22 protein-coding genes and 1 tRNA gene are annotated in these 25,729 nt (G+C 55.4%); 16 read left to right on the top strand and 7 right to left on the bottom strand.

Annotated features, from left to right (window positions below; translation table 11 throughout):
- Positions 1-34 precede the first annotated feature (34 nt).
- A tRNA-Gly gene (locus AC2FLE_RS04690) sits at positions 35-108 on the top strand.
- A 63-nt stretch (positions 109-171) separates the two neighbouring features.
- Here the strand turns inward: AC2FLE_RS04690 and AC2FLE_RS04685 are convergent.
- Positions 172-2,217, bottom strand: a complete 2,046-nt coding sequence (locus tag AC2FLE_RS04685) for an ASKHA domain-containing protein (protein WP_496695520.1) — start codon at positions 2,215-2,217, stop codon at positions 172-174.
- A 217-nt stretch (positions 2,218-2,434) separates the two neighbouring features.
- Between AC2FLE_RS04685 and guaB the strand changes: the two genes are divergently transcribed.
- The 3 genes from guaB (at position 2,435) to AC2FLE_RS04670 (ending at position 7,517) form a co-directional block, all read left to right on the top strand.
- Complete coding sequence (gene guaB, locus AC2FLE_RS04680) at positions 2,435-3,883, top strand: IMP dehydrogenase (RefSeq protein WP_496695518.1); 1,449 nt, start codon at positions 2,435-2,437, stop codon at positions 3,881-3,883.
- A 78-nt stretch (positions 3,884-3,961) separates the two neighbouring features.
- A complete protein-coding gene (locus tag AC2FLE_RS04675) occupies positions 3,962-5,119 on the top strand; it encodes an RsmB/NOP family class I SAM-dependent RNA methyltransferase (RefSeq protein ID WP_496695517.1) in 1,158 nt (385 codons plus the stop codon).
- Positions 5,120-5,225: 106 nt separating this feature from the next.
- Positions 5,226-7,517, top strand: a complete 2,292-nt coding sequence (locus AC2FLE_RS04670) for a hybrid sensor histidine kinase/response regulator (protein ID WP_496695515.1) — start codon at positions 5,226-5,228, stop codon at positions 7,515-7,517.
- A 4-nt stretch (positions 7,518-7,521) separates the two neighbouring features.
- Here the strand turns inward: AC2FLE_RS04670 and AC2FLE_RS04665 are convergent, their stop codons facing one another.
- Entirely contained in the window at positions 7,522-8,115 is a 594-nt protein-coding gene (locus AC2FLE_RS04665; protein WP_281972075.1) for a sulfotransferase family 2 domain-containing protein, read from the bottom strand.
- Positions 8,116-8,307: 192 nt separating this feature from the next.
- On the opposite strand from AC2FLE_RS04665, the gene recA reads away from it, so the two are divergent.
- The 5 genes from recA to AC2FLE_RS04640 all read left to right on the top strand — a co-directional run bounded on the left by recA (position 8,308) and on the right by AC2FLE_RS04640 (position 14,052).
- Positions 8,308-9,372 (top strand): recombinase RecA, encoded by a 1,065-nt coding sequence (recA, locus tag AC2FLE_RS04660; protein ID WP_496695512.1) that lies wholly within the window; start codon positions 8,308-8,310, stop codon positions 9,370-9,372.
- A gap of 175 nt (positions 9,373-9,547) precedes the next feature.
- Complete coding sequence (gene alaS, locus AC2FLE_RS04655) at positions 9,548-12,220, top strand: alanine--tRNA ligase (RefSeq protein WP_496695511.1); 2,673 nt, start codon at positions 9,548-9,550, stop codon at positions 12,218-12,220.
- Positions 12,221-12,224: 4 nt separating this feature from the next.
- Entirely contained in the window at positions 12,225-12,512 is a 288-nt protein-coding gene (locus tag AC2FLE_RS04650) for a DUF1330 domain-containing protein (protein ID WP_496695510.1), read from the top strand.
- 184 nt (positions 12,513-12,696) lie between these two features.
- Complete coding sequence (locus tag AC2FLE_RS04645) at positions 12,697-13,503, top strand: transglutaminase-like cysteine peptidase (protein ID WP_496695508.1); 807 nt, start codon at positions 12,697-12,699, stop codon at positions 13,501-13,503.
- A 150-nt stretch (positions 13,504-13,653) separates the two neighbouring features.
- Positions 13,654-14,052, top strand: coding sequence for a hypothetical protein (locus tag AC2FLE_RS04640; protein WP_496695506.1), 399 nt, complete (start codon positions 13,654-13,656; stop codon positions 14,050-14,052).
- Between the two features lie 563 nt (positions 14,053-14,615).
- On the opposite strand, the gene typA is transcribed toward AC2FLE_RS04640, so the two are convergent.
- The 5 genes from typA to AC2FLE_RS04615 all read right to left on the bottom strand — a co-directional run bounded on the left by typA (position 14,616) and on the right by AC2FLE_RS04615 (position 19,258).
- Positions 14,616-16,433 carry a translational GTPase TypA gene (gene typA / locus AC2FLE_RS04635; RefSeq protein ID WP_496695504.1) on the bottom strand — a complete coding sequence of 606 codons (1,818 nt, stop codon included), beginning with the start codon at positions 16,431-16,433 and terminating at the stop codon, positions 14,616-14,618.
- A 76-nt stretch (positions 16,434-16,509) separates the two neighbouring features.
- Positions 16,510-16,845: a DMT family transporter gene (locus AC2FLE_RS04630; RefSeq protein WP_142633723.1), complete on the bottom strand. Its 336-nt coding sequence runs from the start codon at positions 16,843-16,845 to the stop codon at positions 16,510-16,512.
- 360 nt (positions 16,846-17,205) lie between these two features.
- Positions 17,206-18,363, bottom strand: coding sequence for an HD domain-containing protein (locus tag AC2FLE_RS04625; RefSeq protein ID WP_496695502.1), 1,158 nt, complete (start codon positions 18,361-18,363; stop codon positions 17,206-17,208).
- Positions 18,360-18,605 (bottom strand): hypothetical protein, encoded by a 246-nt coding sequence (locus AC2FLE_RS04620; RefSeq protein ID WP_142633727.1) that lies wholly within the window; start codon positions 18,603-18,605, stop codon positions 18,360-18,362. Before AC2FLE_RS04620 ends, AC2FLE_RS04625 begins: the two co-directional genes overlap by 4 nt.
- Positions 18,605-19,258, bottom strand: a complete 654-nt coding sequence (locus AC2FLE_RS04615) for an alpha/beta hydrolase (protein ID WP_142633729.1) — start codon at positions 19,256-19,258, stop codon at positions 18,605-18,607. The genes AC2FLE_RS04620 and AC2FLE_RS04615 overlap by 1 nt, the downstream gene beginning before the upstream one ends.
- 178 nt (positions 19,259-19,436) lie before the next feature.
- Between AC2FLE_RS04615 and iscR the strand changes: the two genes are divergently transcribed.
- From iscR to AC2FLE_RS04580, 7 genes are all read left to right on the top strand, one after another.
- Positions 19,437-19,895: a Fe-S cluster assembly transcriptional regulator IscR gene (gene iscR, locus AC2FLE_RS04610; protein ID WP_142633731.1), complete on the top strand. Its 459-nt coding sequence runs from the start codon at positions 19,437-19,439 to the stop codon at positions 19,893-19,895.
- A 48-nt stretch (positions 19,896-19,943) separates the two neighbouring features.
- Positions 19,944-21,023 carry a cysteine desulfurase family protein gene (locus AC2FLE_RS04605; protein WP_496695499.1) on the top strand — a complete coding sequence of 360 codons (1,080 nt, stop codon included), beginning with the start codon at positions 19,944-19,946 and terminating at the stop codon, positions 21,021-21,023.
- An 18-nt stretch (positions 21,024-21,041) separates the two neighbouring features.
- The gene (gene sufB, locus AC2FLE_RS04600) at positions 21,042-22,562 is read left to right on the top strand and encodes a Fe-S cluster assembly protein SufB (protein ID WP_496695497.1); all 1,521 of its coding nucleotides are present in this window, start codon (positions 21,042-21,044) and stop codon (positions 22,560-22,562) included.
- A gap of 70 nt (positions 22,563-22,632) precedes the next feature.
- Entirely contained in the window at positions 22,633-23,388 is a 756-nt protein-coding gene (gene sufC / locus AC2FLE_RS04595; protein WP_496695495.1) for a Fe-S cluster assembly ATPase SufC, read from the top strand.
- The gene (gene sufD, locus AC2FLE_RS04590; protein ID WP_496695493.1) at positions 23,388-24,668 is read left to right on the top strand and encodes a Fe-S cluster assembly protein SufD; all 1,281 of its coding nucleotides are present in this window, start codon (positions 23,388-23,390) and stop codon (positions 24,666-24,668) included. The genes sufC and sufD overlap by 1 nt, the downstream gene beginning before the upstream one ends.
- Positions 24,668-25,153, top strand: a complete 486-nt coding sequence (locus tag AC2FLE_RS04585) for a YIP1 family protein (RefSeq protein WP_142633741.1) — start codon at positions 24,668-24,670, stop codon at positions 25,151-25,153. The genes sufD and AC2FLE_RS04585 overlap by 1 nt, the downstream gene beginning before the upstream one ends.
- Positions 25,150-25,716, top strand: coding sequence for a YIP1 family protein (locus AC2FLE_RS04580; protein ID WP_496695491.1), 567 nt, complete (start codon positions 25,150-25,152; stop codon positions 25,714-25,716). Before AC2FLE_RS04585 ends, AC2FLE_RS04580 begins: the two co-directional genes overlap by 4 nt.
- The last annotated feature ends 13 nt before the right edge of the window (positions 25,717-25,729 follow it).

Here is a 25,729-nt window from a genome sequence, read left to right as displayed (position 1 = left end):
CCGATCTTGAACCGGTGCTATTCAAGACGCAGCTGCGGGTATGGTGAAAAGGTATCACACGAGCTTCCCAAGCTCTTGTTACGGGTTCGATTCCCGTTACCCGCTCCAAAACTCCACATTCGGTCCGGCCTCAGATCGCGCGATCATGGTCAGGTACATCGTCTGAAACGACTATGACCGTCTGCGACGCCGACGGCCGGATCTATCTTCGTCGCCGCCACCGGTGTTGAACGAGGGCGAGGGCAGGGTCGTCACTTTGGCCAATTCCGGGAAGGGATCCGTCTTATGGGGGATCGCGTTCGCTGCCACGAAATGATCCTGAAACTTGGGCTCGATGGCGGTTTCAACCTTGGTGATTTCGCGTACGACGCGCTCAATTTCACTCCGCGACCCGATGTTGCAAAGGGCAATCCGGGCGCCCGTACCGGCGGCGTTGCCTGCGCTTGAGACCTTGTTCAAGGGCGCATCGGGGATCATTCCCAGAACCATGGCATGTTTGGTCGAAATATGCGCGCCGAAGGCACCAGCAAGAACAATGCGGTCGACAGTATCCACGTTCATTTCGTCCATCAAAAGCCGCGCGCCTGCATAAAGCGCGGATTTCGCCAGTTGAATCGCGCGAATATCGCCCTGAGTGACTGTGATACGCGGGCCGCCTTCGGCGCTTGCGTCGTGGATCAGATAGGAATGGGTGCGCCCCTCGGGGACGTTGCGTGATGTGCCCGTTTGTTCTGCGGATCCGATCAGGCCGCTTTCATCCAGCAAGCCCGCCATACGCATTTCCGCCACAGCTTCAATAATGCCTGATCCACAGATACCACTGATGCCAGTGGTTGCGATGTCTTGATCAAAACCCTCTTCATCCGACCATTTCTCGGACCCAATGACGCGAAAACGGGGTTCTTTAGTGACAGGATCAATCTCGATCCGCTCAATCGCACCGGGGGCGGCACGCTGACCAGAACTAATCTGCGCGCCTTCAAAGGCCGGGCCGGTCGGTGAGGAGCACGCCAGAACCCGGCTGGTATTGCCCAGCAAAATCTCGGCATTGGTGCCGACATCTACGATCAGAACCAGATCTTCGGATTTGCCGGGCTCTTCCGACAAGGCAACCGCCGCACAATCCGCACCCACATGACCCGCAATGCAGGGCAGGATGTAGACCTGCGCACGTGGGTTCATGTTGGTCAGATCCATCTCGCGCGCGGGCAAAGACATGCTTTCGGACGTAGCCAAGGCAAAGGGCGCTTGGCCCAGCTCGACCGGATCCAGCCCAAGCAGCAGATGGTGCATGACCGGGTTACAGACGAACACTGTTTCGACAATCAGGTTGGCGTCAATCCCGGCCTCATCCGCGATGGATGTTGTCAGATCGTTTATCGCTTCGCGTACGGCTCGGGTCATCTCTTTGTCGCCGCCGGGGTTCATCATCGAATAGGATACGCGGCTCATCAGGTCTTCGCCAAAGCGGATTTGGGGGTTCATCAGTCCCGAAGATGCCTTGACCTCGCCTGTGTCCAGATCGGTCAGGTGAGCTGCAATCGTGGTAGAGCCGAGGTCGATGGCCAGACCGAAAAGTCCGTTCTCGTGCAATCCAGGCCAGATTTCCACGATCCGTGCGACCTCGTCCTTGTGGCCTTTATGCACCGCAACGGTGACCTCCCACTTACCCTTGCGCAATATGGGCTGCAGTTTGGACAACAAGGAAAGATCAGCCGTAACGGCCTCGACGTTCCATTGCTCGCGCAGAGCGCGTTCCAGACGTTCCAGATCGCCGGTTGGTGAATGCATGTCGGGTTCTTCTACCGCAACAAAATACAGCCGGGTGGCCGGATCCATTGTGATGGCGCGTGCTGTGGCGGCCTTGCGTACGACCTGACGGTGCACCTGGCTTTCTGGTGGCACGTCGATCACCACATCCCCCTGAACCGTGGCCTGACATCCAAGACGGCGGCCGGGTTTCAATCCGCGCTTGTCGTCATAGCGCTGTTCAACCGCGTTCCATTCGCTTAGTGCACCGTCGGCTACGGTCACGCCGTGCTTGGGAAACTCGCCATAGCTTGGTGTGATCTGGCATTTCGAACAAATCCCGCGTCCACCGCAAACGGAATCCAGATCCACACCCAGTTGCCGTGCCGCAGTCAGAACCGGAGTGCCTACGGGAAAGTGCCCGCGTTTGCCCGATGGGGTAAAGACAACAAGAGGGTCGGTGGTCATGATTGGCCTGCCTTTTATATTCGCGCCTATGTCGGGCAAGATATGGTTTTGTACGCAAAGGGAAAGGCCATTCAGCGGCACGTTTTGTGTGCGTTGCGTCGTTTTTTGCCGCAGCACCGACCAGCAGGTAAAAACTAGTTTATGTCGGGGGCTTTTCCTTAGATGCAATCCATGCAATAGGGTCACCGTCAAACGGGCTTTTGCATGGGGTTAACAGATGCAGATTCGTGAGGCACTCACCTTTGACGACGTTCTTCTGGTTCCGGGCGCATCTTCTGTGCTGCCGGCCACGGCGGATACGACCACGCGCGTGACGCGGGAAATCACCATGAACATCCCGCTGCTCAGCTCGGCGATGGACACGGTGACCGAGGCGCGCATGGCCATCGCCATGGCGCAGGCGGGCGGCATCGGCGTGGTGCACAAGAACCTGTCGATCGAAGAACAGGCCCGAGAGGTTCGGCGGGTCAAGAGATTTGAATCCGGTATTGTTTACAACCCGGTGACACTGCGGGTGGATCAGACGCTGGCGGACGCCAACGCGTTGGTGCAGCGTTATAACTTCACCGGCTTTCCCGTGGTGGACGAAGAAGGCCGCGTGGTCGGTATTCTGACCAACCGTGATATGCGTTTTGCGACCTCGGATGATACGCCGGTTCACGCGATGATGACCTCGGACAATCTGGCGATGCTTCAGGAACCCGCCGATCTGGAAGAGGCCAAAAGCCTGATGCGAGCGCGACGGATCGAAAAGCTTCTGGTTGTGGACGGGGCGGGCAAGCTGACGGGTCTGCTGACTTTGAAAGATACCGAACAGGCGGTGCTGAACCCAACGGCCTGCAAGGACCGGCTGGGGCGTCTGAGAGTCGCGGCAGCGACGTCGGTTGGTGACTCTGGTTTCGAACGATCCGAACAACTGGTGGATTCCGGTGTCGACATTATCGTTGTAGACACCGCTCATGGGCATTCTCAAGGGGTGCTGGACGCGGTGAAGCGGGTCAAGACCCTGTCGAACGAGGTGCAGATCATTGCCGGTAACGTCGCCACTGGGGACGCAACCAAGGCGCTGATCGACGCAGGCGCGGATGCCATCAAGGTGGGGATCGGGCCGGGTTCGATCTGTACTACGCGGATGGTTGCCGGTGTGGGCGTGCCGCAGCTGACTGCGATCATGGATTGCGCCGCGGCCGCCGGCGAGGTGCCGGTTATCGCGGATGGTGGTATCAAATTCTCGGGCGATTTTGCCAAAGCGATTGCGGCGGGTGCGTCCTGTGCCATGGTTGGCTCAATGATCGCCGGAACAGATGAAAGTCCGGGCGAAGTGATCCTGTATCAGGGCCGGTCGTTCAAATCTTATCGCGGCATGGGCAGCCTAGGCGCGATGGCACGTGGCTCTGCGGATCGCTATTTCCAGAAGGATGCCGCCAGCGACAAGCTGGTGCCCGAAGGGATTGAAGGGCAGGTGCCTTACAAGGGCTCGGCCAGCGCGGTTGTGCATCAGCTGGTCGGCGGCCTGCGCGCAGCCATGGGCTATACCGGCTGCGCCACGGTCGAAGAGATGCGAAAGAACTGCAACTTCGTCAGAATCACAGGGGCTGGCCTGAAGGAGAGCCATGTGCATGACGTGCAAATCACACGCGAAAGCCCGAATTATCGAGTGATGTAAATTGCCGGAACCTGAACTGCGGCGCCCCGGTGAGGGCGCCGCTTTGCGTTTTTGCCCTGCACCATATCGGAGAATGAAATGACCCCCGCCGCACGTGTTCAGGCCTCCATCGAAATTCTTGATCAGATTCTTTCGGGTGCCCCTGTCGAAAAGGCCCTGACCGGTTGGGCGCGGCGCAGCCGTTTCGCCGGTTCCAAAGACAGGGCTGCTATTCGCGACCACGTGTTTGGTGCTTTGCGGTGCAAAAGGTCATTTGCGGCGGCAGGTGGGGTGGAAACCGGTCGGGGGTTGATGATCGGCGCGATGCGCATGCAAGAAGTCGATCTGGATCAGATATTCAATGGCGAAGGGTACGCACCAGCCAGTTTAGATGAACACGAACAGGCTAAACCATGTGAATCCGACGCCCAGAAATACGACATACCGGAATGGCTTTGGCCAACCTTTCAAGAGTCTTTGGGTGATTTGACCCTTCCAGTGGCCGAGGCATTGCGCGCTCGGGCCCCGGTTCATTTGCGGGTCAATCTGATTAAGTCGAGTGTCGATCAGGCGGTCTCGGTCTTGCTGGCGGACGGCATCCAAGCGAGGCCACATCCCGCTTGTTCGACCGCACTCGAAGTTGTCGAGGGCGAGCGGAAAATCTCAGGAAGCCGCGCCTATACTGATGGATTGGTCGAACTGCAGGATGCGGCGAGCCAGGCCGTCGTTGAATCATTGGACCTAAACCCCGGAATGCGGGTTCTGGACTATTGTTCCGGCGGTGGCGGCAAAGCCTTGTCCTTGGCCGCGCATCACGGTGTAGATGTTTTCGCGCATGACGTTAATGCGGCGCGAATGCGTGATTTGCCCGCCCGAGCCGAAAGAGCGGGTGCACAGATAAAGCTCCTGACCAATGACGAGATCTCTGCGCAGGCACCATTCGACATTGTGCTGACGGATGCCCCCTGTTCAGGCAGCGGATCCTGGCGTCGCGCCCCGGCGGGAAAATGGTCTCTTACACAAGATGGACTGAACCGGCTTACGGAAACGCAGCGGACGATCCTTGATGATGTCGCGCCTTTGGTGGGGCCAGCGGGTGTTCTTGCATATGCAACATGTTCCATGCTCGAGGTCGAAAACGGTGCAGTGGTCGATGCGTTCGTGGCGGCGCACTCCGAATGGACCGAGAAGTTTCGCAAAACGTGGTATGTATCACACGGTACTGACGGGTTTTTCACGTCACACTTGACGCGGTAGTCGTCGGACAAATAGCAACCTAAAGGAGAATTGCTCACTTTGTTAGTTAAGTGGGCGTTAATCCTTTTGCGTTGGGTTACACCTAACCCGGCAAGTTGAGTATTTAATGTCCGATACCGCAGATTTCTATTCTGACCCAAAGTTACGAAATACACCAAGTGGTTTGCGTCTAGCGCCATTGGTTGCGCTAGGGGTGTTGCTCTCACTGCTGCCGCTGGCAGGAATCATCCCCCAAGCTTGGAATCTCGGCCTTGTGGTGGCAGGTGTGTCTTTGCTTGCTGCATCACTGTTGGTCGTGGTGAGGGCGCTGATTTCCGACGCCTCGGTACGTCGAGAGCTTAGGGTTATGGAGGTTTTTGCCGAAGAAGAGCTGTACCCTTGCGCGATTGCCAATGCACAGGGTGATGTTCTGATTTGCAATTCTCATGCCCGGGCTCAGCTTCATGTTTTTCCCGGCAATCGGCTGGATGAAGGTCTAAAGTCTATTTTTGCCAATCCGTCGGCAATTCTGCTGCGCCTGCAGTCTTTGGCCGAGATCCATGGCCGTGCAAGAGAAGACGTTGTCACTTTAGAGACAACCGTACCGATTTCTGTTCTCGGTGTTGGGAATAACTTTTTCTTTTGGCGGTTTCATCTGGATGGAACAGGTCAGTGGGATGCTGTGCCTGTACCCATTTTGACCGAAGGCAGAAACGGAGCATTGCTGCGGATCAACGGGGCGGCGGAACAAATCCTGGGACAACGACCCGACAACCTTGCACAGGTTCTGACTGGCGCGCAGCCCGAATTGGGTGAGGTTGTGCAGGTACAGACGGCACAGGGGCCAATTCCGGCTACGATGGCCGTACTGTCTCGGTCGGGAACCACGCGCGATCTGCTTGTTCTACCGCTTGATCGTGCACAGGAAAGTGGAATTGGCGCGTCATTTGTGGATCTTCCGGTCCCGGTAATGACCCTGTCTCCCGACGGGAGCATCCTTGAGGCCAACAGGCTGGCAACGCGTCTTGTCGGAAACATAGAGCCCGGAGAATCCAATGTTGTGCATATCATGCATGGTCTGGGGTATCCGGTTCTGGACTGGCTGACGCTGGCTTCAAATGAGGGCGCCGTTTCACGATCTGAATTCCTGAGGCTGACACGGGAAGACCGCGAGATATTCGTACAGGTCACATTGAAACGTGTGCTGAGCGAGGGAGAAGTCAGACTGATTGCGGTTCTGAATGATGCTACCGAACTCAAGACTTTAGAGGCGCAATTTGTGCAGGGACAAAAAATGCAAGCCGTTGGCCAACTCGCTGGGGGTGTAGCGCATGATTTCAACAATTTGCTAACGGCGATTTCCGGACATTGCGATCTTCTGCTTTTGCGGCACGACCAGAATGACCCTGACTACGGGGATCTTGTACAAATCAATCAGAACGCAAACCGTGCTGCAGCTTTGGTGAGCCAACTGCTGGCCTTTTCGCGCAAACAGACTTTGCAGCCGGAAATTCTGGATCTCAGAGATACGATCTCAGACCTTATTCATCTGCTAAATCGTCTGGTCGGAGAAAAGATTAAGCTGACACTCAGCCACGATCCCGTTCTGAAAGCGGTTCGTGCGGATAAACGCCAGCTAGAGCAGGTGTTGATGAACCTTGTCGTAAATGCCCGCGATGCAATGCCTGAAGGTGGTGAGGTCAGGATCGAAACCGAAGTGGTCGTGCTGACAGAACGCTTCACAAGGGATCGCGCTACGGTACAACCTGGTGAATACGTCACCGTCAAAGTCATTGATAGCGGTACGGGGATTGCCCCCGATAAGCTACAGAAAGTGTTCGAGCCTTTCTTTACAACCAAACGCACGGGTGAAGGGACAGGTTTGGGCCTGTCGACTGTCTACGGAATTGTAAAGCAAACCGGCGGTTTTATTTTTGTCGACAGCATACAGGGGAGAGGGACCGAGTTTATTGTGTACCTGCCGGTTTCAACCGCCCCCAAAAAAACCGAGGCAGCACCTGCGCAATCCCCTGAGAATCCAACGGTTCGCCAGGGTGAGGGTGTCGTGCTGCTGGTCGAAGACGAAGCCCCGGTTCGGGCCTTTGCTACCCGCGCACTGAGGTTGAAAGGCTACACTGTGCTCGAGGCCGATTCGGGAGAAGAGGCTCTGAGGCTTCTCGAAGATGGCACATTGAATGTCGACGCATTCGTCACCGATGTGGTCATGCCCGGATTGGATGGTCCGACCTGGGTTCGTATGGCTAAGCAGAACAGGCCAGATGTCCGGGTCATATTCATGTCTGGATACACAGAGGGTGCGTTTGGCGATTCCGGACCAGAGATTTCCGATTCAACTTTCCTGCCCAAACCATTTTCACTAAACCAACTGACCGAAGCTGTTTTTCAGCAGATCAATTAGGGTTTCAAAGTGCCGAGGCGTGGCAATCGAATTCCGCGGAGTGTGTGTTGCGGAACTTGGTCAATGTCTCTGCGCCCAGTGTTAGGTCTCGTGTGGGTGACACGTTTTCGCGTTGCAGCCGGATATCCATATTCAAGCGGTTTTGCAGGAAATCGAGAATTTTGTCCTGGTTTTCATATTTGAAGACATGGGTGGCGCCACGCCCGTTGTTGCGGGTGCGAAAAAATTGGCTCTGACTGCCGACATCGGCAAATTCAGGTCGGGGTGTGCGCATATAGGCCTGGATGAAATCATCAAAGCTCAGGTCATGTGTTGAATGCGGGTGGTCAAGACGCTCTTGGCGGCCGCGAAACCTGTACCAACTGCCTAGCCAATCGACCGGTTCACGAACAACCGCCATGATTTCCATCTCAGTATCGTACATTTTACGGAAAATGTTCTGGAAAAACCGATCATACCGGCGGACAGGTGCGTGTTTCAGATCTGGCGGATCGGTGACAACCAGATCGGCACGGTCCCGCAAAGCCGTATGATAAGCGGTGCTGCCGGTTTTTGGGACAGCCAGAAACGCAAGGCGTTCTTCATAAAAAACAAGCATTTATTCGTCCATCGGCAGTAATTATCTCCAGCTCAGATTGGCGTAAACGACTCCTTAATACAATTACAGAACAGTAAGTAATGTAAGTTTTAGTTGAAATGTTCTCTTTTTGGTCCCATAAGGAACAAGAGGCGAACAAAGCAGCGATTGCCGCCCGTTCAAGGGTGTGACAAAAGGGAAGGCGACAGGACAATGGCGGATCTTCTGACGATGAGCGACAAGAAAAACGCAGATAAGCAAAAGGCGCTCGACAGCGCGCTGGCACAGATCGAACGGCAGTTCGGCAAAGGCTCGATCATGAAGCTAGGCGAGGATTCCAAGCAGGACATCGACGCCAGTTCGACCGGATCGCTGGGTCTGGATATCGCTCTGGGAATCGGCGGCCTGCCGATGGGCCGGATCGTTGAAATCTATGGCCCGGAAAGTTCAGGCAAAACTACGCTGACACTGCACTGCATCGCAGAACAGCAGAAACATGGCGGTGTATGCGCATTTGTCGATGCGGAACATGCGTTGGACCCGCAATATGCGCGCAAACTGGGCGTCGACCTGGACGAGTTGCTGATTTCGCAACCTGACACTGGCGAACAGGCGCTTGAGATTACCGATACGCTGGTCCGTTCGGGCGCGGTGAACATGGTCGTGGTTGACTCGGTCGCGGCGCTGACGCCGAAATCTGAACTCGAAGGCGATATGGGCGACAGCAGCGTTGGTGTGCAGGCCCGGCTGATGAGCCAGGCAATGCGTAAACTGACGGGTTCGATCAGCCGCTCGAACTGTATGGTGATCTTCATCAACCAAATCCGGATGAAAATCGGCGTGATGTTCGGCAGCCCGGAAACCACCACCGGTGGTAACGCCCTGAAATTCTACAGCTCGGTCCGTTTGGATATTCGTCGGATCGGTGCGATCAAGGACCGGGATGAGGTTGTTGGCAACCAGACCCGTGTGAAGGTCGTTAAAAACAAAGTGGCACCGCCCTTCAAGCAAGTTGAATTCGACATCATGTATGGCGAAGGCATCAGTAAAATGGGCGAGCTGCTGGATCTGGGCGTCAAGGCCGGTGTGGTCGAGAAATCGGGTTCGTGGTTCAGTTATGGTGATGAGCGGATCGGGCAGGGGCGTGAGAATGCCAAGCAGTATCTGCGCGACAACAACCGCATCGCGTTTGAGATCGAGGACAAGATTCGCGCGGCACATGGGCTGGAATTCGATGCGCCGCCCGGCGCGGAAGAGGATGATATCCTCGAGGCATAAGTGGTTCGGGAAGAAAGCGATTTTCGCAGCTCTTTCCTAAGAACGAACCATATTCCGAACAAGGCGGTCCGTCGGGGCCGCCTTGTTCCGTTCTGCGACGCTCGCCTGTGGACTATCCCGGGGGAGGCGGATAAACCCTTTTTGAAACAAACTGATTGCGCGCCGAGAGAGCCCTATGTCAACGTTGAACGAAATCCGATCGACCTTTTTGAACTACTTTGCCAAACAGGGGCACGAAGTTGTGGCATCCAGTCCCCTGGTGCCGCGCAACGACCCAACATTGATGTTCGTCAACTCGGGTATGGTGCAGTTCAAAAACCTGTTCACCGGTGTCGAAACCCGTGACTATCAGCGCGCGACGACAGCACAGAAATGTGTTCGGGCCGGTGGCAAGCACAACGACCTGGACAATGTCGGCTATACTGCGCGTCACCACACATTCTTTGAGATGTTGGGCAATTTTTCGTTCGGCGATTACTTCAAGCCCGAAGCAATTCCATTCGCATGGGAATTGATCACCAAAGAATTCGGGGTCGATAAAAACCGCCTTCTGACAACGGTTTACCACACCGATGACGAAGCGTTCGAGATGTGGAAGAAGGTGGGCGTCCCCGAAGATCGGATCATCCGTATCGCAACCAGTGACAATTTCTGGCAGATGGGACCGACCGGCCCGTGCGGTCCCTGCACCGAGATTTTCTACGACCACGGGGATCATATCTGGGGCGGCCCTCCGGGTTCGCCCGAGGAAGACGGTGACCGGTTCATCGAAATCTGGAACATCGTTTTCATGCAGAACGAACAGTTCGAGGACGGCTCGATGGTCGAGCTCGACATGCAGTCTATCGACACCGGGATGGGGCTGGAGCGGATTGGTGCCCTATTGCAAGGAAGCCATGACAATTATGACACCGATCTGTTCAAGACCCTGATCGAGGCCTCGGCGAGTGCCACCAATGTCGATCCCTATGGGGATCAAAACGTACATCACCGCGTGATTGCGGATCACCTGCGGTCGACCTCGTTCCTGATTGCAGACGGGGTAATGCCCAGCAATGACGGGCGCGGCTATGTGCTGCGGCGGATCATGCGTCGTGCGATGCGGCATGCGCATCTGTTGGGTGCGAAGGATCCGGTGATGTATCAGCTGGTGCCGACATTGGTCCAACTGATGGGTGCTCAGTACACCGAACTTGGCCAGGCTCAGTCGCTGATCGAAGAGACGCTGTTGCTGGAAGAAACCCGCTTTAAGCAAACATTGGATCGCGGCCTGAAGTTGTTGGATGACGAGGTCTCTGACCTGCCAGAGGGTGCGGCACTGTCTGGAGAGGCCGCTTTCAAGCTGTATGATACATACGGTTTTCCGCTTGATCTGACACAAGATGCACTGCGTGAAAAAGGCCGGACGGTTGATACCGACGGGTTTGAAACGGCGATGGCCGAGCAAAAGGCCAAGGCACGCGCTGCCTGGGCTGGATCAGGGGAAGCAGCGGACCAAGCCGTTTGGTTTGACGTTCTGGATATCGCGGGCGCTACGGATTTTCTTGGATACGATACAGAAAAGGCTGAAGGACAGGTCGCGGCAATGGTCGTGGATGGCGCTTTGGTCGACAAGATCGAGACAGGTTGTTCCGGCTGGGTCGTTGTGAACCAAACCCCGTTTTATGGTGAATCCGGTGGTCAGATAGGAGACACCGGCGAAATTCGTCGTCTGGAAGAGCGTGATGATGTCGCGCGGGTCGAGGACACCCGGAAATTTGCGGATGGCAAAATCTATGCGCATCGGGTCACGGTCGATCACGGTACCTTGTCCAAGGGAGACGCAGTTGAGCTTGAGGTAGACCATGTTCGCCGCACCGCCATCCGGGCCAACCATTCGGCCACACATTTGCTGCACGAAGCATTGCGGGAAACACTGGGTGACCATGTTGCGCAGCGCGGCTCTTTGAATGCGGCTGACCGGCTGCGGTTCGACTTTAGCCACGCGAAGGCGATGAGCCCCGAGGAAATTCGGCAAGTTGAACGCTCGGTCAACGCTTTCATCCGCCAGAACTCGACCGTCGAGACCCGGATCATGACACCAGATGATGCCCGGGAAATGGGTGCGCAGGCCCTTTTCGGTGAGAAATACGGCGACGAAGTTCGCGTGGTTTCGATGGGCAAAGCGCCAACTGGCAAAGGCCAGGATGGTGAGACCTGGTCGATCGAACTGTGTGGTGGAACGCATGTTCGCCAGACCGGTGATATTGGCGCGCTTGTTGTATTGGGGGATAGCGCCAGCAGTGCCGGTGTCCGGCGGATCGAAGCGCTTACCGGTGACGAAGCCATGGTTTACCTGACCGACCAGGACCAACGTTTGGGGCAGATCGCATCTGAACTGAAAGCGCAACCGGATGACGTTGTATCTCGTGTCAAAGCTCTGTTGGATGAACGTAAATCCCTTCAAAATGAAGTTGCGCAGCTGCGCCGCGATCTCGCGATGGCTGGTGGTTCGGGGCAGGGCGGTAGCGCTGAGGCCAAAACGGTAAACGGTATCTCGTTCCTGGCTCAGTCCCTTACTGGCGTATCTGGCAAGGACTTGCCCGCGCTGATTGACGAACACAAAAGCCGACTTGGATCGGGTGCTGTGTTGCTGATAGCGGATACCGGCGGCAAAGCAGCCGTCGCGGCCGGTGTCACAGCTGATCTGACGGATGCAATCTCGGCCGTGGATCTGGTTCGGGCGGCGGTTGCTGAACTTGGTGGAAAAGGTGGCGGTGGACGCCCTGACATGGCGCAGGGTGGTGGCAAGGACGCTTCGAATGCTGATGCCGCGATCAAGGCTGCAGAGAATATTCTTGGAGGTTAACAAAATGTCCGCACTTTGGATTGCACATGTCAGTGTTACTGACGCCGAATCCTATGGAAAATATGCCGAGCTCGCCGGGCCTGCGATTGCCAAACACGGTGGTACGTTTATCGCGCGTGCGGCGCGATACGTGCAGTTGGAAGGCAAAGAACGGCCGCGCAACGTTGTCGCCAAATTCCCCTCATTGGAAGCCGCTGTAGAGTGTTATAATTCGGTGGAATATCAGCAAGCACTGGATCACGCGCGTGGTGCAAGTGAGCGGGAATTGGTGGTCGTAGAGATCACAGATTAGAATCACCCCGTGCGATCAGGGATTTAATACCCCTGTCAGCTTATTCATTGGGCGGTTTTCAGCCAAAAGATGGCCGCCCAATTATGACGTTGCGGCAAGCGTCGACCTGAAGTCCCATAAATTTTTTATTTACAAGTAGTTAACAGGTCTTGATGTCGGGCCTGCCAAGGGGTTCGTGTTTCGAATGTGGCGAGCAGCGCCAGATTCTTACCCAAAAATGCCATTTTCAATGACGGAATTCCGCCTCTTTTCGTTGCAAGATTTGAGACAGATTGCACAATTAGGCGTGTTTACCGATAGTTTCGGAAAACGGAATATGGTCCTGTTTTGCGGCAATCGCAGGGAAAACACGGATCGAGGGACAGGCATGGCGACCATGGGTACGGAATTTAGGGCCGTTAATGCGCGGATCTGGACTGGTTTTGGTAGAACTTTAGGAATCCTCGCATTGGTGTTGGGGACCTCGGTTGTGGCACCAGATGCGCAAGCGCGGGAAGGCAACTTTATCCGCACAGTCGCATCATCGCCCCCGCCGTCTGGAGCGCGGCAACTGTGCCGTCAATACTCTTGGGCATGTTCCAGCAAGGCTTCGAATTCAATGTCGAGCCAGCAAGAGATGCAGATCATCAAAAAGGTCAACCGGCAGGTAAACGCGACCACCCGCTCAGTTACTGATCAGGCCCAATATAGAACTCGTGAACGTTGGGCACTGCCGACTTCGCGCGGTGGAGATTGCGAAGACTTTGCTCTGTTGAAGAAAAGGGATCTTATCCGTGCGGGCGTCGATCCGAGCAAACTTTTGATCGCAACTGTACTGGATACGCAGCGAAATTCTCATGCGGTTTTGGTTTATCGCTCGGCCAGTGGCGATCTGGTTCTGGATAACTTGACCAACCGCATCAAGCCCTGGTCGGCGACACGATATCTGTTTCTGCGGATGCAGGACCCTCGGCGGCCCAGTAAATGGGTTGGGGTCTTCGGCAGAAGCTGAGGAAAGCTAATCTCAGCTGGTTAGAATGCAAAAATGGCGAAGCAGCAGCTTCGCCATTTTCTGTAGTACTAAATTAGCTTACTTAGGGTTGCCCGGATTGTTGGTACCGTTCGGGTTCTGAGATTGGCCGCCTGGATTGGTTCCGTCGCTATGGCCAGAACGGTTGCCCTTGGGTCCACCGTCACCACCTTCGCCGCCGTCACCACCTTCGCCGCCGTCGCCGCCTTCGCCGCCGTCACCACCTTCGCCGCCGTCGCCACCTTCGCCGCCGTCGCCACCTTCGCCGCCTTCGCCGCCGTCGCCACCTTCGCCGCCGTCACCACCTTCGCCGCCGTCACCACCATCGCCGCCGTCACCACCGTCGCCGCCGTCACCACCGTCGCCGCCGTCACCGCCGTCACCACCGTCGCCGTCATCACCATCGTCGCCGTCGTCACCATCGCCGCCGCCGCCGCCGCCGGTACCACCGCCCCCGCCGCCACCGCCGGTACCACCGCCGCCGCCGCCGGAACCACCACCGCCATTTTCATCAGCAGGGCCGTCTCCTGATCGTTGCTCATTTCCGAGAATAGATGCGGTTGGAAAGTCAGTTAGAACTGCTGCAAAAGCTGGGCAACTCTCCAATGTACGGGACAAGATGTCCTCGAAATCTGAGCGTCGCTGCAAATAGCGCAGCATCCGGGCGTCTACAACAGAACATGCACAAAGCGTTTCAGTCGATACCGACTGTTTGGCTGTTCGTATTGTACACATGTCTGAAGCTGAAGCGGATACAGCTGAAATAACTGGGAATGTTGCTGAAACAAATACTATTGAAAGTAAGCGAGACTTAATGCGCATGGCGCTACTCCTTGATACTCATTACTCAAAACTTGGCAGGCAAACAGGTGCCATACTTTGGACACAAATACATCCCTTTTGAGCCAGAATTACAAGTTTCCTAAAATTGTGAATGTTAAAAGTGAAACAACTTAAAGAAGAAAGTGTAGGTAAAACAAAAAGAAGGCCCGCTTTGAGAGCGAGCCTTCCAGGATGGGCCTTAATACGCGTGTGCGCAAATATGTCACGATTGTGTTATTGTTTCCAATCTGTGAACTGCATCACTGCAATGATCAGGCAGATCTTGCCATACGCTTGCGCTCGTGCGGATCCAGAAAGCGTTTGCGCAGACGGATTGCGTTCGGGGTCACTTCGACAAGTTCGTCATCGTCGATATAGGCGATCGCCTCTTCCAACGAGAACTGAATATGGGGTGTCAGGCGCACAGCGTCATCCGATCCGCTGGCCCGGACGTTGGTCAGTTTTTTCCCCTTCAGCGGGTTAACCTCAAGATCGTTGTCGCGCGAATGCTCGCCGATTACCATGCCCTGATATACATCGGTCTGAGGGCCAACAAACATGCGGCCACGCTCTTCGAGGTTCCAAAGGGCATATGCAACTGCCTGTCCGTTCTCCATCGAGATCAGAACGCCTGCGCGGCGGCCCGGAATTTGTCCTTTATGCGGTGCCCAGTCGTGGAACACACGGTTCAAAACGCCAGTACCGCGTGTATCTGTCAGGAATTCACCGTGATAACCGATCAACCCGCGTGACGGCACATGGGCGATGATGCGGGTTTTGCCTGTACCAGCAGGCCGCATCTCGGCCAGTTCACCTTTGCGGACACCTGTTATCTTTTCAATGACCGAGCCGGAATACTCGTCGTCCACGTCAATGGTGACTTCTTCGATGGGCTCCAGGCGCTGTCCGTCTTCTTCGCGGAACAGGACCTGTGGGCGAGAGATGCTCAGCTCGAACCCTTCGCGGCGCATGTTTTCGATCAGAACACCCATCTGCAATTCGCCGCGTCCCGCAACTTCGAAGGCCTCACCGCCCGGAGTGTCGGTAATGCGAATGGCGACGTTTGATTCTGCTTCTTTCATCAAGCGGTCGCGAATGACACGGGACTGAACTTTTTTACCGTCTCGGCCGGCAAGGGGCGAATCGTTGATACCAAAGGTCACTGTGATTGTCGGCGGGTCGATCGGCTGCGCAGGCAGAGCGTCTTCGACCTGCGGGGCAACAAGCGAATCTGCCACGGTCGCTTTGCTCATACCTGCGATGGTGACGATATCGCCCGCCTCGGCCACATCAATGGGTTGCTGCCCCAGACCGCGGAAAGCCAGGATTTTTGAGGCGCGGAAGTTCTCGATAAGTGTTCCGTCCCGGCTGAGCGCCTTGAGGGTGTCACCTGCCTTAAGCGTACCACTTTCGACACGGCCAGTCAGAATGCGGCCGATGAACGGGTCGCTGCCCAGTGTCGTGGCAAGCATCCGGAAGGGTTCGCCCTTGCGTTCGATCTGTTTGGGAGCAGGGACGTGGTCAACGATCAGGTCGAACAGTGCTGACAGATCCTTGCGGGGTCCTTCCAGCTCCATATCTGCCCAGCCCGACCGGCCTGAGGCGTACATTGAAGGGAAATCAAGCTGATCGTCATCGGCACCAAGGTTTGCGAACAGATCAAAGCATTCGTCCAGCGCGCGGTCTGGTTCGGCGTCGGGCTTGTCGACTTTGTTCAGCACCACAATCGGACGCAGACCCAGCGCCAGCGCCTTGGAGGTCACGAATTTGGTCTGCGGCATCGGACCTTCGGCAGCATCGACCAGCAGGACAACGCCGTCGACCATGCTGAGGATGCGTTCAACCTCGCCGCCGAAATCGGCGTGGCCCGGCGTATCGACGATATTGATCCGCGTGCCTTTCCACTCCACCGAAGTGGCCTTTGCAAGGATGGTGATACCACGCTCACGCTCGAGGTCATTGCTGTCCATGGCGCGTTCTGCGACAGCCTGATTTTCCCGGAACGCACCGGATTGTTTTAGCAGCTCATCGACCAGCGTCGTTTTGCCGTGGTCCACGTGAGCGATGATTGCGATATTGCGCAGGTCCATGAGAGGTCAGCCTTTGAACGGGAAGTTGACGCGCGCATAACGCGGCTCGGCGAAATATGCCAGCCCTAACCGATCGTCAGTGTCCTGCTGTACCGGAAAAGAGGTGTATGATTAGTATTCCACCCAAAATCATGCTGAGTCCAGCAATCCCGGGTAAATCCAGCCTCTGACCAAAGACAATGAAACCGATGATGGCAATCAGCACGATTCCAAGACCGGACCAGATTGCATAGACGATACCAACCGGCATGTATTTGAGCGTGAGGGCCATCAGATAAAAGGCAATTCCATAGCCAACAACCACAAGCACTGACGGCCAGAACCGGCTGAATTGCTGGCTGGCCTGAAGTGCAGTTGTACCAATCGTTTCGGCAACAACTGCCAACAGCAGTAGAAGATATGCTTTGGGCACGGTGGTCTCGCATTCAATAAGGTTGCATTGGGTTGAGCACGAAATGACCGATACGCGCAAGCGATAGCAGGAGTTTACAGGCATCCGTCAGGGGTCAGGATTACCCGACTATGTGGATTTTCGGCAATGTGATACTTTGTCCGGGTTTTATCGTGTTTTTTTATGAGTATCGCCATGACGAAATTTGCGAAATACGTCATCGCTCTTTCGGCACTTATTGTTGCGCTTGGGTGGCTTGCTGGCGGGGGGTCCGTCGAAACAAAAGCAGCCCGAAATGTTGAGCGATTGATTGGTACATCGGTTTAAGCGACTGCCGAATACAGGAAAAAGGGGTGTTATGCTCCTTTTTCCGCTGTGTTTTCAGCCTTCTGCAGTCTCAGAAAAGTAACCCCGAAGCAACGGATCCAGCCATGCCCACAGGGCTGGTGCACCGGGAATAATCACCGTGCCCACACGGCTGTGGATTTGTTCGTATGTGACGTTGTAATCAATCCAGGAACCGCCTCCTGTCTCGAGGTTGCCAACCGGGGTTTGGAAGCGATCAATCGCTTTGGCGAAACAGGCATCGGGGCTTTCAGCCTGTTCAAACTCCTGCCAGATCGACATGAATTCTTGATTTTGCACCTCTGGGAGCATTCCAAACAACCTTTGCGCCGCAGCAAGTTCCTCGGCGGCTTGTGCCGCGTGGTCGACCTGCCCATGAATTGGGTGATCACCGGCGTCAATTTCAACAATGTCGTGCAGCAAAAGCATTCTGAGGGCGCGGTTTGCAGAAACGGATGAGGCTGCATATTCGGACAGGACCCAGGCAAAAAGCATGATGTGCCAGGAATGTTCGGCTGAATTCTCAAACCGGTTATCATAGAGCAGACGCGATGCGCGCTGAACCGATTTGAGTTGGTCAGTTTCGGACAAGAAACCCAAACGCAAAGAAAGCTCGGAGGTTTCGAGTTTGCCTCCATTCAGCAGTGCTTGGGCAAGATTATATGCGTCCGGGAAAGCTTGTTGCAGATAGGCAGCGCGACCTTGTTTCAGGTTGTCATTCACGACAGCTAAATGCTCTGGGTTTGGCCGTTCTGCACACAGCACCTGAAACATCGGTTGCGACCGATCCAGAATCTTGGCGAATTTCGCGTCCGGCGTGGCGTCGGCTTCGAATTCTTGCCAAAGAGCAAGAAACGTCGTGGCCTGATCCGCAGGCAGCATGCCAAACAGCTCTTCAGCAGCTGTTTGTTCCGCCAATTCCAGTGCTTTCCAATCTGTTTTCAAGTGAATTGGGTGATCGCCTACGATGATTTCGACCAGATCATGCAGCAGTAGCATTTTGATCACCCGGTCGATATTTACGCCTGACCCGGCAAGCGGTTCCAAAACCAGGGCCCAAAGCGCCAGTTGCCAACTATGCTCTGCCGCGTTCTCTGGGCGGGACTGATCCAACAAGGCGTTGGCGCGATTGACAGATTTCAGCCTGTCCGCGCGTTTAAGGAAGTCGATTTGCGCGGACAATCTTTGCGTCATTGTTTTTCTATAGCTTTCAGTTTTGACCGATGTTCGGTCAATTTCTCGACGACAAACTTGCGGGCCTTACGTTCGGCCATCCGGACACGGATCTCGGTCAGGAATGCTTCTTCCAATGTTTGTGAGGACGCCCCGATCACTTCGCCAACTTCCATGAAGAAGCGGTCGTTTCCGGTTTCGTCCATCACTTTCATTGTGTCTTCGGCCAGCTTGGAAGCAAGCCTGATGATCGTGTCGGACATTAGCGCGTGTTCTCTGTCAGCCGCCGTTTCACATAGTCACTTACATCAGTGATCAGCGTATCCATGTGGCGATCCTGAAAGAAGTGGTCTGCACCCTCAACTTCGTTATGGGTGATTGTGATGCCCTTCTGTTCATGCAGCTTGTTAACCAATGCAGTGGTGTCTGCAGGCGGGGCTACCCGATCAGAGGATCCGTTGATAATCAGACCCGAAGAGGGGCAGGGCGCCAGGAACGAGAAATCATACATGTTGGCTGGCGGAGAAACGCTGATGAAACCGGTAATCTCAGGGCGGCGCATAAGCAGCTGCATCCCGATCCAGGCTCCGAACGAGAACCCTGCGACCCAGCAGTGTTTCGAATTGTTGTTCATCGACTGCAGGTAGTCCAGTGCCGATGCCGCATCACTCAGCTCGCCTACGCCCTGGTCATATTCGCCCTGGCTGCGGCCAACACCGCGAAAGTTGAACCGCAACACGGTGAAACCCATGTTGTAGAACGCATAGTGCAGATTATAGACCACCTTGTTGTTCATGGTCCCGCCAAATTGAGGATGCGGGTGCAACACGATGGCGATCGGTGCGTCTTTTTCCTTTTGCGGGTGGTAGCGGCCTTCCAGGCGGCCTTCGGGTCCGGGAAAAATCACCTCGGGCATGTGTGCATAGGTCCTGTCTTTTTCTTCTGGGTGTCCGGAAATACTTGACGATAATCGTCGGACACCTTAGAACGGTTCTAATTGTGATAGTCGGCGCAAGGGCGCTGTCAGTCGGAGATACGCACTGGCAGCGGCGGCGTCAATGATTTCGCGCGTTAACTGCCATAAGGGAATGAGAATGAAGCTTTCGACCAAGGGTCGTTACGCGATGGTGGCCTTGGCTGATATCGCTCTTCAGTCTTCTGACGGACTGGTAACGCTGAGCGAAATTTCCGAACGGCAGGACATCTCGTTGCCTTATCTTGAACAGCTGTTCGTAAAGCTGCGCCGGGCCGAGCTTGTCTCGTCAGTGCGCGGTCCGGGCGGAGGTTATCGGTTGGCGCGCCCTGCGTCGGAAATCCGTGTAGTCGAAATTCTGTCCGCCGTCGACGAAACTGTAGACGCGTTGAAAAAAGGGGCAGGGGCATCCGGGGCCTCATCGGGCAGTCGTGCGCAATCGCTGACCAACCGATTGTGGGAAGGGCTGAGTGCCCATGTTTATGTGTTTCTGCATCAAACGCGGCTTTCTGATGTGATCAGGAACGACTTGGCGCCCTGTCCGGCTGTTCCTAATCTGTTTGCGGTCGTGGACGAGTAAGATGAATTTGCTTTGTCCAAGTCCCTTTGGCTGCCAAAAGGTGCATCCATGAATCGTGTTTATCTGGATCATAACGCCACAACGCCAATTCGCCCCGAAGCGCGCGATGCGATGATCACGGCAATGGATCAGATCGGTAACCCTTCGTCGGTTCACGCTGAAGGACGAGGGGCAAAGGCCATGGTCGAGCGTGCACGGTCGCAGGTGGCCGAAGCTGTCGGGTGCCGACCGCAGGAAGTTATTTTCACCTCAGGTGCGACCGAAGCGGCTCGGGTCCTGCAGAATAGACCGAATAATTGCGATGTGTTCGTCGATGCAACGGCGCATGACGCGCTTTGGTCGCATCTTGATCTATCGAACTGCAACGAACGCCCGTTCGGACCTGGTCACATCTTAGCAATGGGGTTGGCGAATTCGGAAACAGGTATCGTTACCTTGCCACCGAAAAAGGTCGAAGGTCAGTGGCCCTATGGCGCACGGCGCGCCGATTGGTTGTTGCTGGATATTACACAGGCTGTTGGCCGTATTCCCTTTTCCTTCGCCTGGAGCGATGCGGATATGGCGGTTCTTTCGGCGCATAAAATCGGCGGTCCTAAGGGTGTTGGCGCCCTGATCCTAAAACAAGGGCTGGACATCAACCCGCTTGCGGTTGGCGGCGGGCAGGAAATGGGCCGGCGCTCCGGGACGGAAAACGTTGTTGGAATCGCGGGTTTTGGTGCCGCTGCCGAGGCCGCAGTGAAAGATCTGGCTAACGGTGTTTGGGAAAATGTTGCTAAATTTAGAAATATTCTAGAGAACGCACTTGAGGCCGGATCGAAAGCGACTATTTTTGTCGGGAAAGATCAGGAGCGACTCCCCAACACTTTGTGTTTCGCAACTCCCGGATGGAAAGGGGAGACGCAGGTTATGCAGATGGATCTGGCTGGATTTGCGATCAGCGCAGGTTCGGCCTGTTCAAGTGGCAAGGTAAAGACCAGCCGAGTTCTGACGGCAATGGGATATGACGAGGTAACGGCAGCCAGCGCAATTCGCGTATCGCTCGGCCCTTGGACGACAGAAGATGATGTGCTGCGTTTTGCGGATACGTGGCTGGAAAAAGAGAAAAAGCATCGCGCGCGTGCCGCGTGATCTGACGGAGGATAAGTCATGGCCGCTTTGGACCAGACTCAGGTAAAAGAAGGTGTCGATCAGGAAACCGTTGATGCGGTGCGCGAGGCCGGAACCTATAAATACGGCTGGAACACCGATATCGAGATGGAATACGCCCCAAAAGGCGTGAACCCCGATATCGTCCGTCTGATCTCGGGCAAGAATGAAGAACCGGAATGGATGACCGAATGGCGTCTGGCCGCGTTCGAACGCTGGACCAAGATGGAAGAGCCGAAATGGGCGATGGTCAGCTATCCCGAAATCGACTTTCAGAACCAGTATTACTATGCCCGTCCGAAATCGATGGAGGTAAAGCCGAAATCGCTGGATGAGGTGGATCCGAAGCTGCTGGCTACTTACGAAAAGCTTGGTATCCCACTGAAAGAACAGATGATTCTGGCTGGCGTCGAAGGTGCCGAGGATATGCCCGCCGAAGGGCGCAAAGTGGCCGTGGATGCGGTGTTCGACTCGGTGTCCGTTGGCACAACCTTTCAGGCCGAATTGAAAAAGGCCGGAGTGATCTTCTGTTCGATTTCTGAGGCGATCAGAGAGCACCCCGAGCTGGTCAAGAAATACCTTGGCACGGTGGTTCCGGTATCGGACAATTTCTATGCCACGCTGAACTCGGCCGTGTTCTCGGACGGGTCATTTGTCTACATCCCGCCGGGCGTACGCTGCCCGATGGAGCTGAGCACCTATTTCCGCATCAATGCGGAGAACACCGGTCAGTTTGAACGCACCCTGATCATTGCCGATAAAGGCAGCTATGTCAGCTACTTGGAAGGCTGTACTGCGCCTCAGCGCGACACTGCGCAGCTGCATGCTGCCGTGGTCGAAATCATTATCGAGGAAGATGCCGAGGTAAAATACTCGACCGTTCAGAACTGGTACCCCGGGGATGAGAATGGCAAGGGCGGCATCTATAACTTTGTGACCAAGCGCGCGGATTGCCGCGGCGACCGGTCCAAGGTAATGTGGACGCAGGTGGAGACCGGCTCGGCCGTGACATGGAAATACCCGTCCTGCATCCTGCGCGGCAATGAAAGCCAGGGTGAGTTCTATTCGATCGCGATTGCCAATAACTATCAGCAGGCCGACACTGGCACCAAGATGATCCACCTCGGCAAGAACACCAAGTCTCGGATCGTTTCGAAAGGGATCAGCGCGGGCAAGGCACAGAACACCTATCGCGGGTTGGTCTCGATGCATCCGAAAGCCAAGGACAGCCGCAATTACACCCAGTGTGACAGCCTGTTGATCGGCGACAAATGCGGGGCGCATACGGTGCCCTATATCGAGGTCAAGAACAACTCATCGCGCGTCGAGCATGAAGCGACGACGTCGAAGGTCGATGATGATCAGCTATTCTATTGCCGTCAGCGCGGAATGGACGAGGAAGAGGCCGTGGCCCTTGTTGTCAACGGGTTCTGCAAGGACGTGCTACAGGCACTGCCAATGGAATTTGCGATGGAGGCCCAGCAGTTGGTGGCCATCAGTCTCGAAGGATCTGTGGGTTAATCCCGACTTTCCCTGAATTCAGAACATACAGGGGGCATGACCCTCTTGCGATACGCCAAAGGAAATAAACATGCTGGAAATCAAAAACCTGCACGTCAAACTTGAAGAAGAAGACAAGCAAATCCTCAAAGGTGTCGACCTGAAGGTTGAGGCTGGCAAGGTACATGCGATCATGGGGCCGAATGGCTCGGGCAAATCGACACTCAGCTATGTGCTGTCCGGCCGGGATGGGTATGAAGTGACCGAAGGCTCGGCGACCCTTGGTGGTGAGAACCTGTTCGAGATGGAACCGGAAGAGCGCGCAGCAGCCGGTGTTTTCCTGGCGTTCCAATATCCGGTTGAAATCCCGGGCGTTGGCAACATGACCTTTCTGCGCACCGCTGTGAATTCACAGCGCAAGGCCCGCGGGGAAGAAGAGCTTTCAGCAGCCGATTTCCTGAAAGAGGTGCGCGCCAAGGCCAAATCGTTAAAGATCGATGCGGATATGCTGAAGCGCCCTGTGAATGTTGGCTTTTCTGGCGGTGAGAAAAAGCGCAACGAAATACTGCAAATGGCCATGCTCGAGCCCAAAATGTGCATTCTGGACGAGACAGATTCCGGTTTGGATGTAGACGCGATGAAACTGGTTGCCGAGGGCGTGAACGCGCTGCGCGACGAAGCGCGTGGCTTCCTTGTTATCACGCATTATCAGCGCCTTCTGGACCACATCAAACCTGATGTCGTACATATCATGGCCGATGGGCGGATTGTAAAAACTGGCGGTCCCGAGTTGGCAATTGAGGTTGAAAACAACGGTTATGCCGACATTTTGGCCGAGGTGAACTGATGGCGTTGCCCCAAGCAAAACAGACTGCGACAGAGGAGCGGTTGGCCGTCCTGTCGTTGCCCGATGCCGGATGTACTCGCGCTGCGCGCGAGGACGCGATTGCCCGTGTGCGTCAAATGGGCTTGCCCAGCCGGCGCGACGAGTACTGGAAATACACCCAACCCGATACGCTCGTATCGGCTGATGCAGCGCATGCGGCGCTGTTCGAGTCGGACGAGCCGCAAATGTTCGATGAATTCGACCGCTTGAAGATTGTCTTCGTTGACGGAGTGTTCAATCCCGAAGAGTCCGATGATCTGACACTCGAAGGTGTTTCGATCGACCGGCTTGAAGATATTTGCTGCAAAGATATCCATTGGGCCAAAGACTTGTACGGCGTTCTTGAAGCAAATGGACAAGTCCCGGTTCAGCGCCCTCTGGCCGCATTGAACACCGCATTTGCATCAGACGGCGTGGCCATCCATGTGACCGGTAAGCCATCGAAACCGATCAGCCTGATCTATCGCCATGCGTCCGAGGATTCGGATGCGATCCTGCATCACGTAGTGCGGGTCGAAACTGACGCCGAGGTTACCATTCTCGAAAACGGGCCGGCGGCATCGCGTTTCAACAAATGTATGGAAATTGACGTTGCCGATGGTGGCTCGCTGCACCATGTGCGGGCCCAGGGTCGTGACCACGAGCGTCGTGCGGCAACGCATATGTTTACACGGTTGGGTGCCAATTCGGTCTACAAATCCTTCACCCTGACCATGAACGGTGTTCTGACCCGGAACGAACAGGTGATCGAATTGACCGGCGATGATGCGGTGGCGCACGTCGCCGGTGCCTGCGTCGGAGATGGCGACTTTCACCATGACGACACGGTATTCGTCACCCATGACGCGGTTGGTTGCGAAAGCCGCCAGGTGTTCAAGAAGGTGCTGCGGAACGGCGCGACCGGCGTGTTTCAGGGCAAGATCCTTGTGAAAGAGGGCGCCCAGAAAACAGACGGGTATCAGATCAGCCAGTCTTTGCTACTCGATGATGATAGTCAGTTCCTCGCCAAGCCCGAGCTTGAGATCTATGCCGATGACGTTGTCTGTTCGCACGGTTCGACATCAGGTGCGCTTGATGAAACGGCTCTGTTCTACCTGCGGTCTCGGGGTGTGCCCGTCAAAGAGGCAACAAATTTGCTGACCTTGTCGTTCCTGGCCGAGGCTGTGGAAGAGATCGAGGATGAAGGCCTTGCGGAGGCTATGGTTGACCGCCTTGAAGGCTGGCTTTCTCGGCGAAGCTGATGCCGGTAACGTCGGATATAGTGGCCACATACCGTGGACCAGGCCGGGTTGTAAGCCGGCTTCTGGATTTGGGCGAACGTGAGGACCGCGCTTTGGTCTTTGTAATGGCGTTCTGCGTGGTGGCATTCATTGCGCAACTGCCACGTTTGTCGCGGCGGGCGCATCTCGAAGACCTCGAGCTTAACATGCTGTTGGGCGGTGCCTTGCTTGGAACGGTCATTATCTTGCCGCTGTTCTTCTACCTTCTGGCCTTCGTGTCCCACGGTGCGGCGCGTCTGTTCGGCGGTAAGGGGACTGCCTATGGCGCAAGGTTGGCTCTGTTCTGGGCGTTGCTATCCTCGACGCCGTTGATTTTGCTGAACGGCCTTGTCGCTGGTTTTATCGGTCCGGGGACAACCATGACCACTGTCGGGTTGGTCTGGTTCGTCGTATTCCTGTGGTTCTGGTTTTCGGGCCTTAGGCAAGCGCAAAGGTATGCGGAATGAATCCGGCTGTGCTGAGTCAGATTGCTGTTCTGACCCTGACCAACCCTGCCGAAGCGGCAAGACGGCTGCTGGATCTGCGTCCCGGGCGTGAAGTTGTCTGGCTGGCATTCTTTCTGGCTGTCGTTCTGAACGGTGCCATCCAAATTGGTATCGAACAGATGGTCCCTGTCCCGCAGGGTGAACCGCTTCCCGTTTCTGATCCTGTTATTCTGAACCTTTTGCGTTCGTCAGGCGCGATGCTGCTCAGCGTGGTGGCTCTTCTTTTTGTTGGTCGTACTATCGGGGGCGTTGCGACATTCAAAGATATCCTGATCCTGACGATCTGGCTGCAATTCCTTCAGATCGCAGCGATGTCGGTGACGCTGATCGTTTCGATGGTTGTTCCATTTATGATGGTCATGTTTTTGCTGGCGACCGCACTTGTCAGCCTTTACGTCTCAATGCACTTCCTGAATGAAGCTCATAAGTTCAACTCGATGCTGAAATCTTTTGGGGTCATTCTGTTATCCGCACTGATTTCAATTTCATTTGTCCTCATGTTCACACCCAACGGCCCGGTCTAGGGAAGAAAAATAC

Source organism: Ruegeria sp. CDSA077 (assembly GCF_059612265.1).
Note: the sequence above shows the minus strand (reverse complement) of the source record. Positions and strands in the feature narration are given on the sequence as shown.

Coding starts and splice junctions, on each gene's coding strand:
- AC2FLE_RS04685 (WP_496695520.1), bottom strand. CDS start 2,217: ATGACCACCGACCCTCTTGTTGTCTTTACCCCATCGGGCAAACGCGGG.
- guaB (WP_496695518.1), top strand. CDS start 2,435: ATGCAGATTCGTGAGGCACTCACCTTTGACGACGTTCTTCTGGTTCCG.
- AC2FLE_RS04675 (WP_496695517.1), top strand. CDS start 3,962: ATGACCCCCGCCGCACGTGTTCAGGCCTCCATCGAAATTCTTGATCAG.
- AC2FLE_RS04670 (WP_496695515.1), top strand. CDS start 5,226: ATGTCCGATACCGCAGATTTCTATTCTGACCCAAAGTTACGAAATACA.
- AC2FLE_RS04665 (WP_281972075.1), bottom strand. CDS start 8,115: ATGCTTGTTTTTTATGAAGAACGCCTTGCGTTTCTGGCTGTCCCAAAA.
- recA (WP_496695512.1), top strand. CDS start 8,308: ATGGCGGATCTTCTGACGATGAGCGACAAGAAAAACGCAGATAAGCAA.
- alaS (WP_496695511.1), top strand. CDS start 9,548: ATGTCAACGTTGAACGAAATCCGATCGACCTTTTTGAACTACTTTGCC.
- AC2FLE_RS04650 (WP_496695510.1), top strand. CDS start 12,225: ATGTCCGCACTTTGGATTGCACATGTCAGTGTTACTGACGCCGAATCC.
- AC2FLE_RS04645 (WP_496695508.1), top strand. CDS start 12,697: ATGTGGCGAGCAGCGCCAGATTCTTACCCAAAAATGCCATTTTCAATG.
- AC2FLE_RS04640 (WP_496695506.1), top strand. CDS start 13,654: ATGGCCAGAACGGTTGCCCTTGGGTCCACCGTCACCACCTTCGCCGCC.
- typA (WP_496695504.1), bottom strand. CDS start 16,433: ATGGACCTGCGCAATATCGCAATCATCGCTCACGTGGACCACGGCAAA.
- AC2FLE_RS04625 (WP_496695502.1), bottom strand. CDS start 18,363: ATGACGCAAAGATTGTCCGCGCAAATCGACTTCCTTAAACGCGCGGAC.
- AC2FLE_RS04620 (WP_142633727.1), bottom strand. CDS start 18,605: ATGTCCGACACGATCATCAGGCTTGCTTCCAAGCTGGCCGAAGACACA.
- AC2FLE_RS04615 (WP_142633729.1), bottom strand. CDS start 19,258: ATGCCCGAGGTGATTTTTCCCGGACCCGAAGGCCGCCTGGAAGGCCGC.
- iscR (WP_142633731.1), top strand. CDS start 19,437: ATGAAGCTTTCGACCAAGGGTCGTTACGCGATGGTGGCCTTGGCTGAT.
- AC2FLE_RS04605 (WP_496695499.1), top strand. CDS start 19,944: ATGAATCGTGTTTATCTGGATCATAACGCCACAACGCCAATTCGCCCC.
- sufB (WP_496695497.1), top strand. CDS start 21,042: ATGGCCGCTTTGGACCAGACTCAGGTAAAAGAAGGTGTCGATCAGGAA.
- sufC (WP_496695495.1), top strand. CDS start 22,633: ATGCTGGAAATCAAAAACCTGCACGTCAAACTTGAAGAAGAAGACAAG.
- sufD (WP_496695493.1), top strand. CDS start 23,388: ATGGCGTTGCCCCAAGCAAAACAGACTGCGACAGAGGAGCGGTTGGCC.
- AC2FLE_RS04585 (WP_142633741.1), top strand. CDS start 24,668: ATGCCGGTAACGTCGGATATAGTGGCCACATACCGTGGACCAGGCCGG.
- AC2FLE_RS04580 (WP_496695491.1), top strand. CDS start 25,150: ATGAATCCGGCTGTGCTGAGTCAGATTGCTGTTCTGACCCTGACCAAC.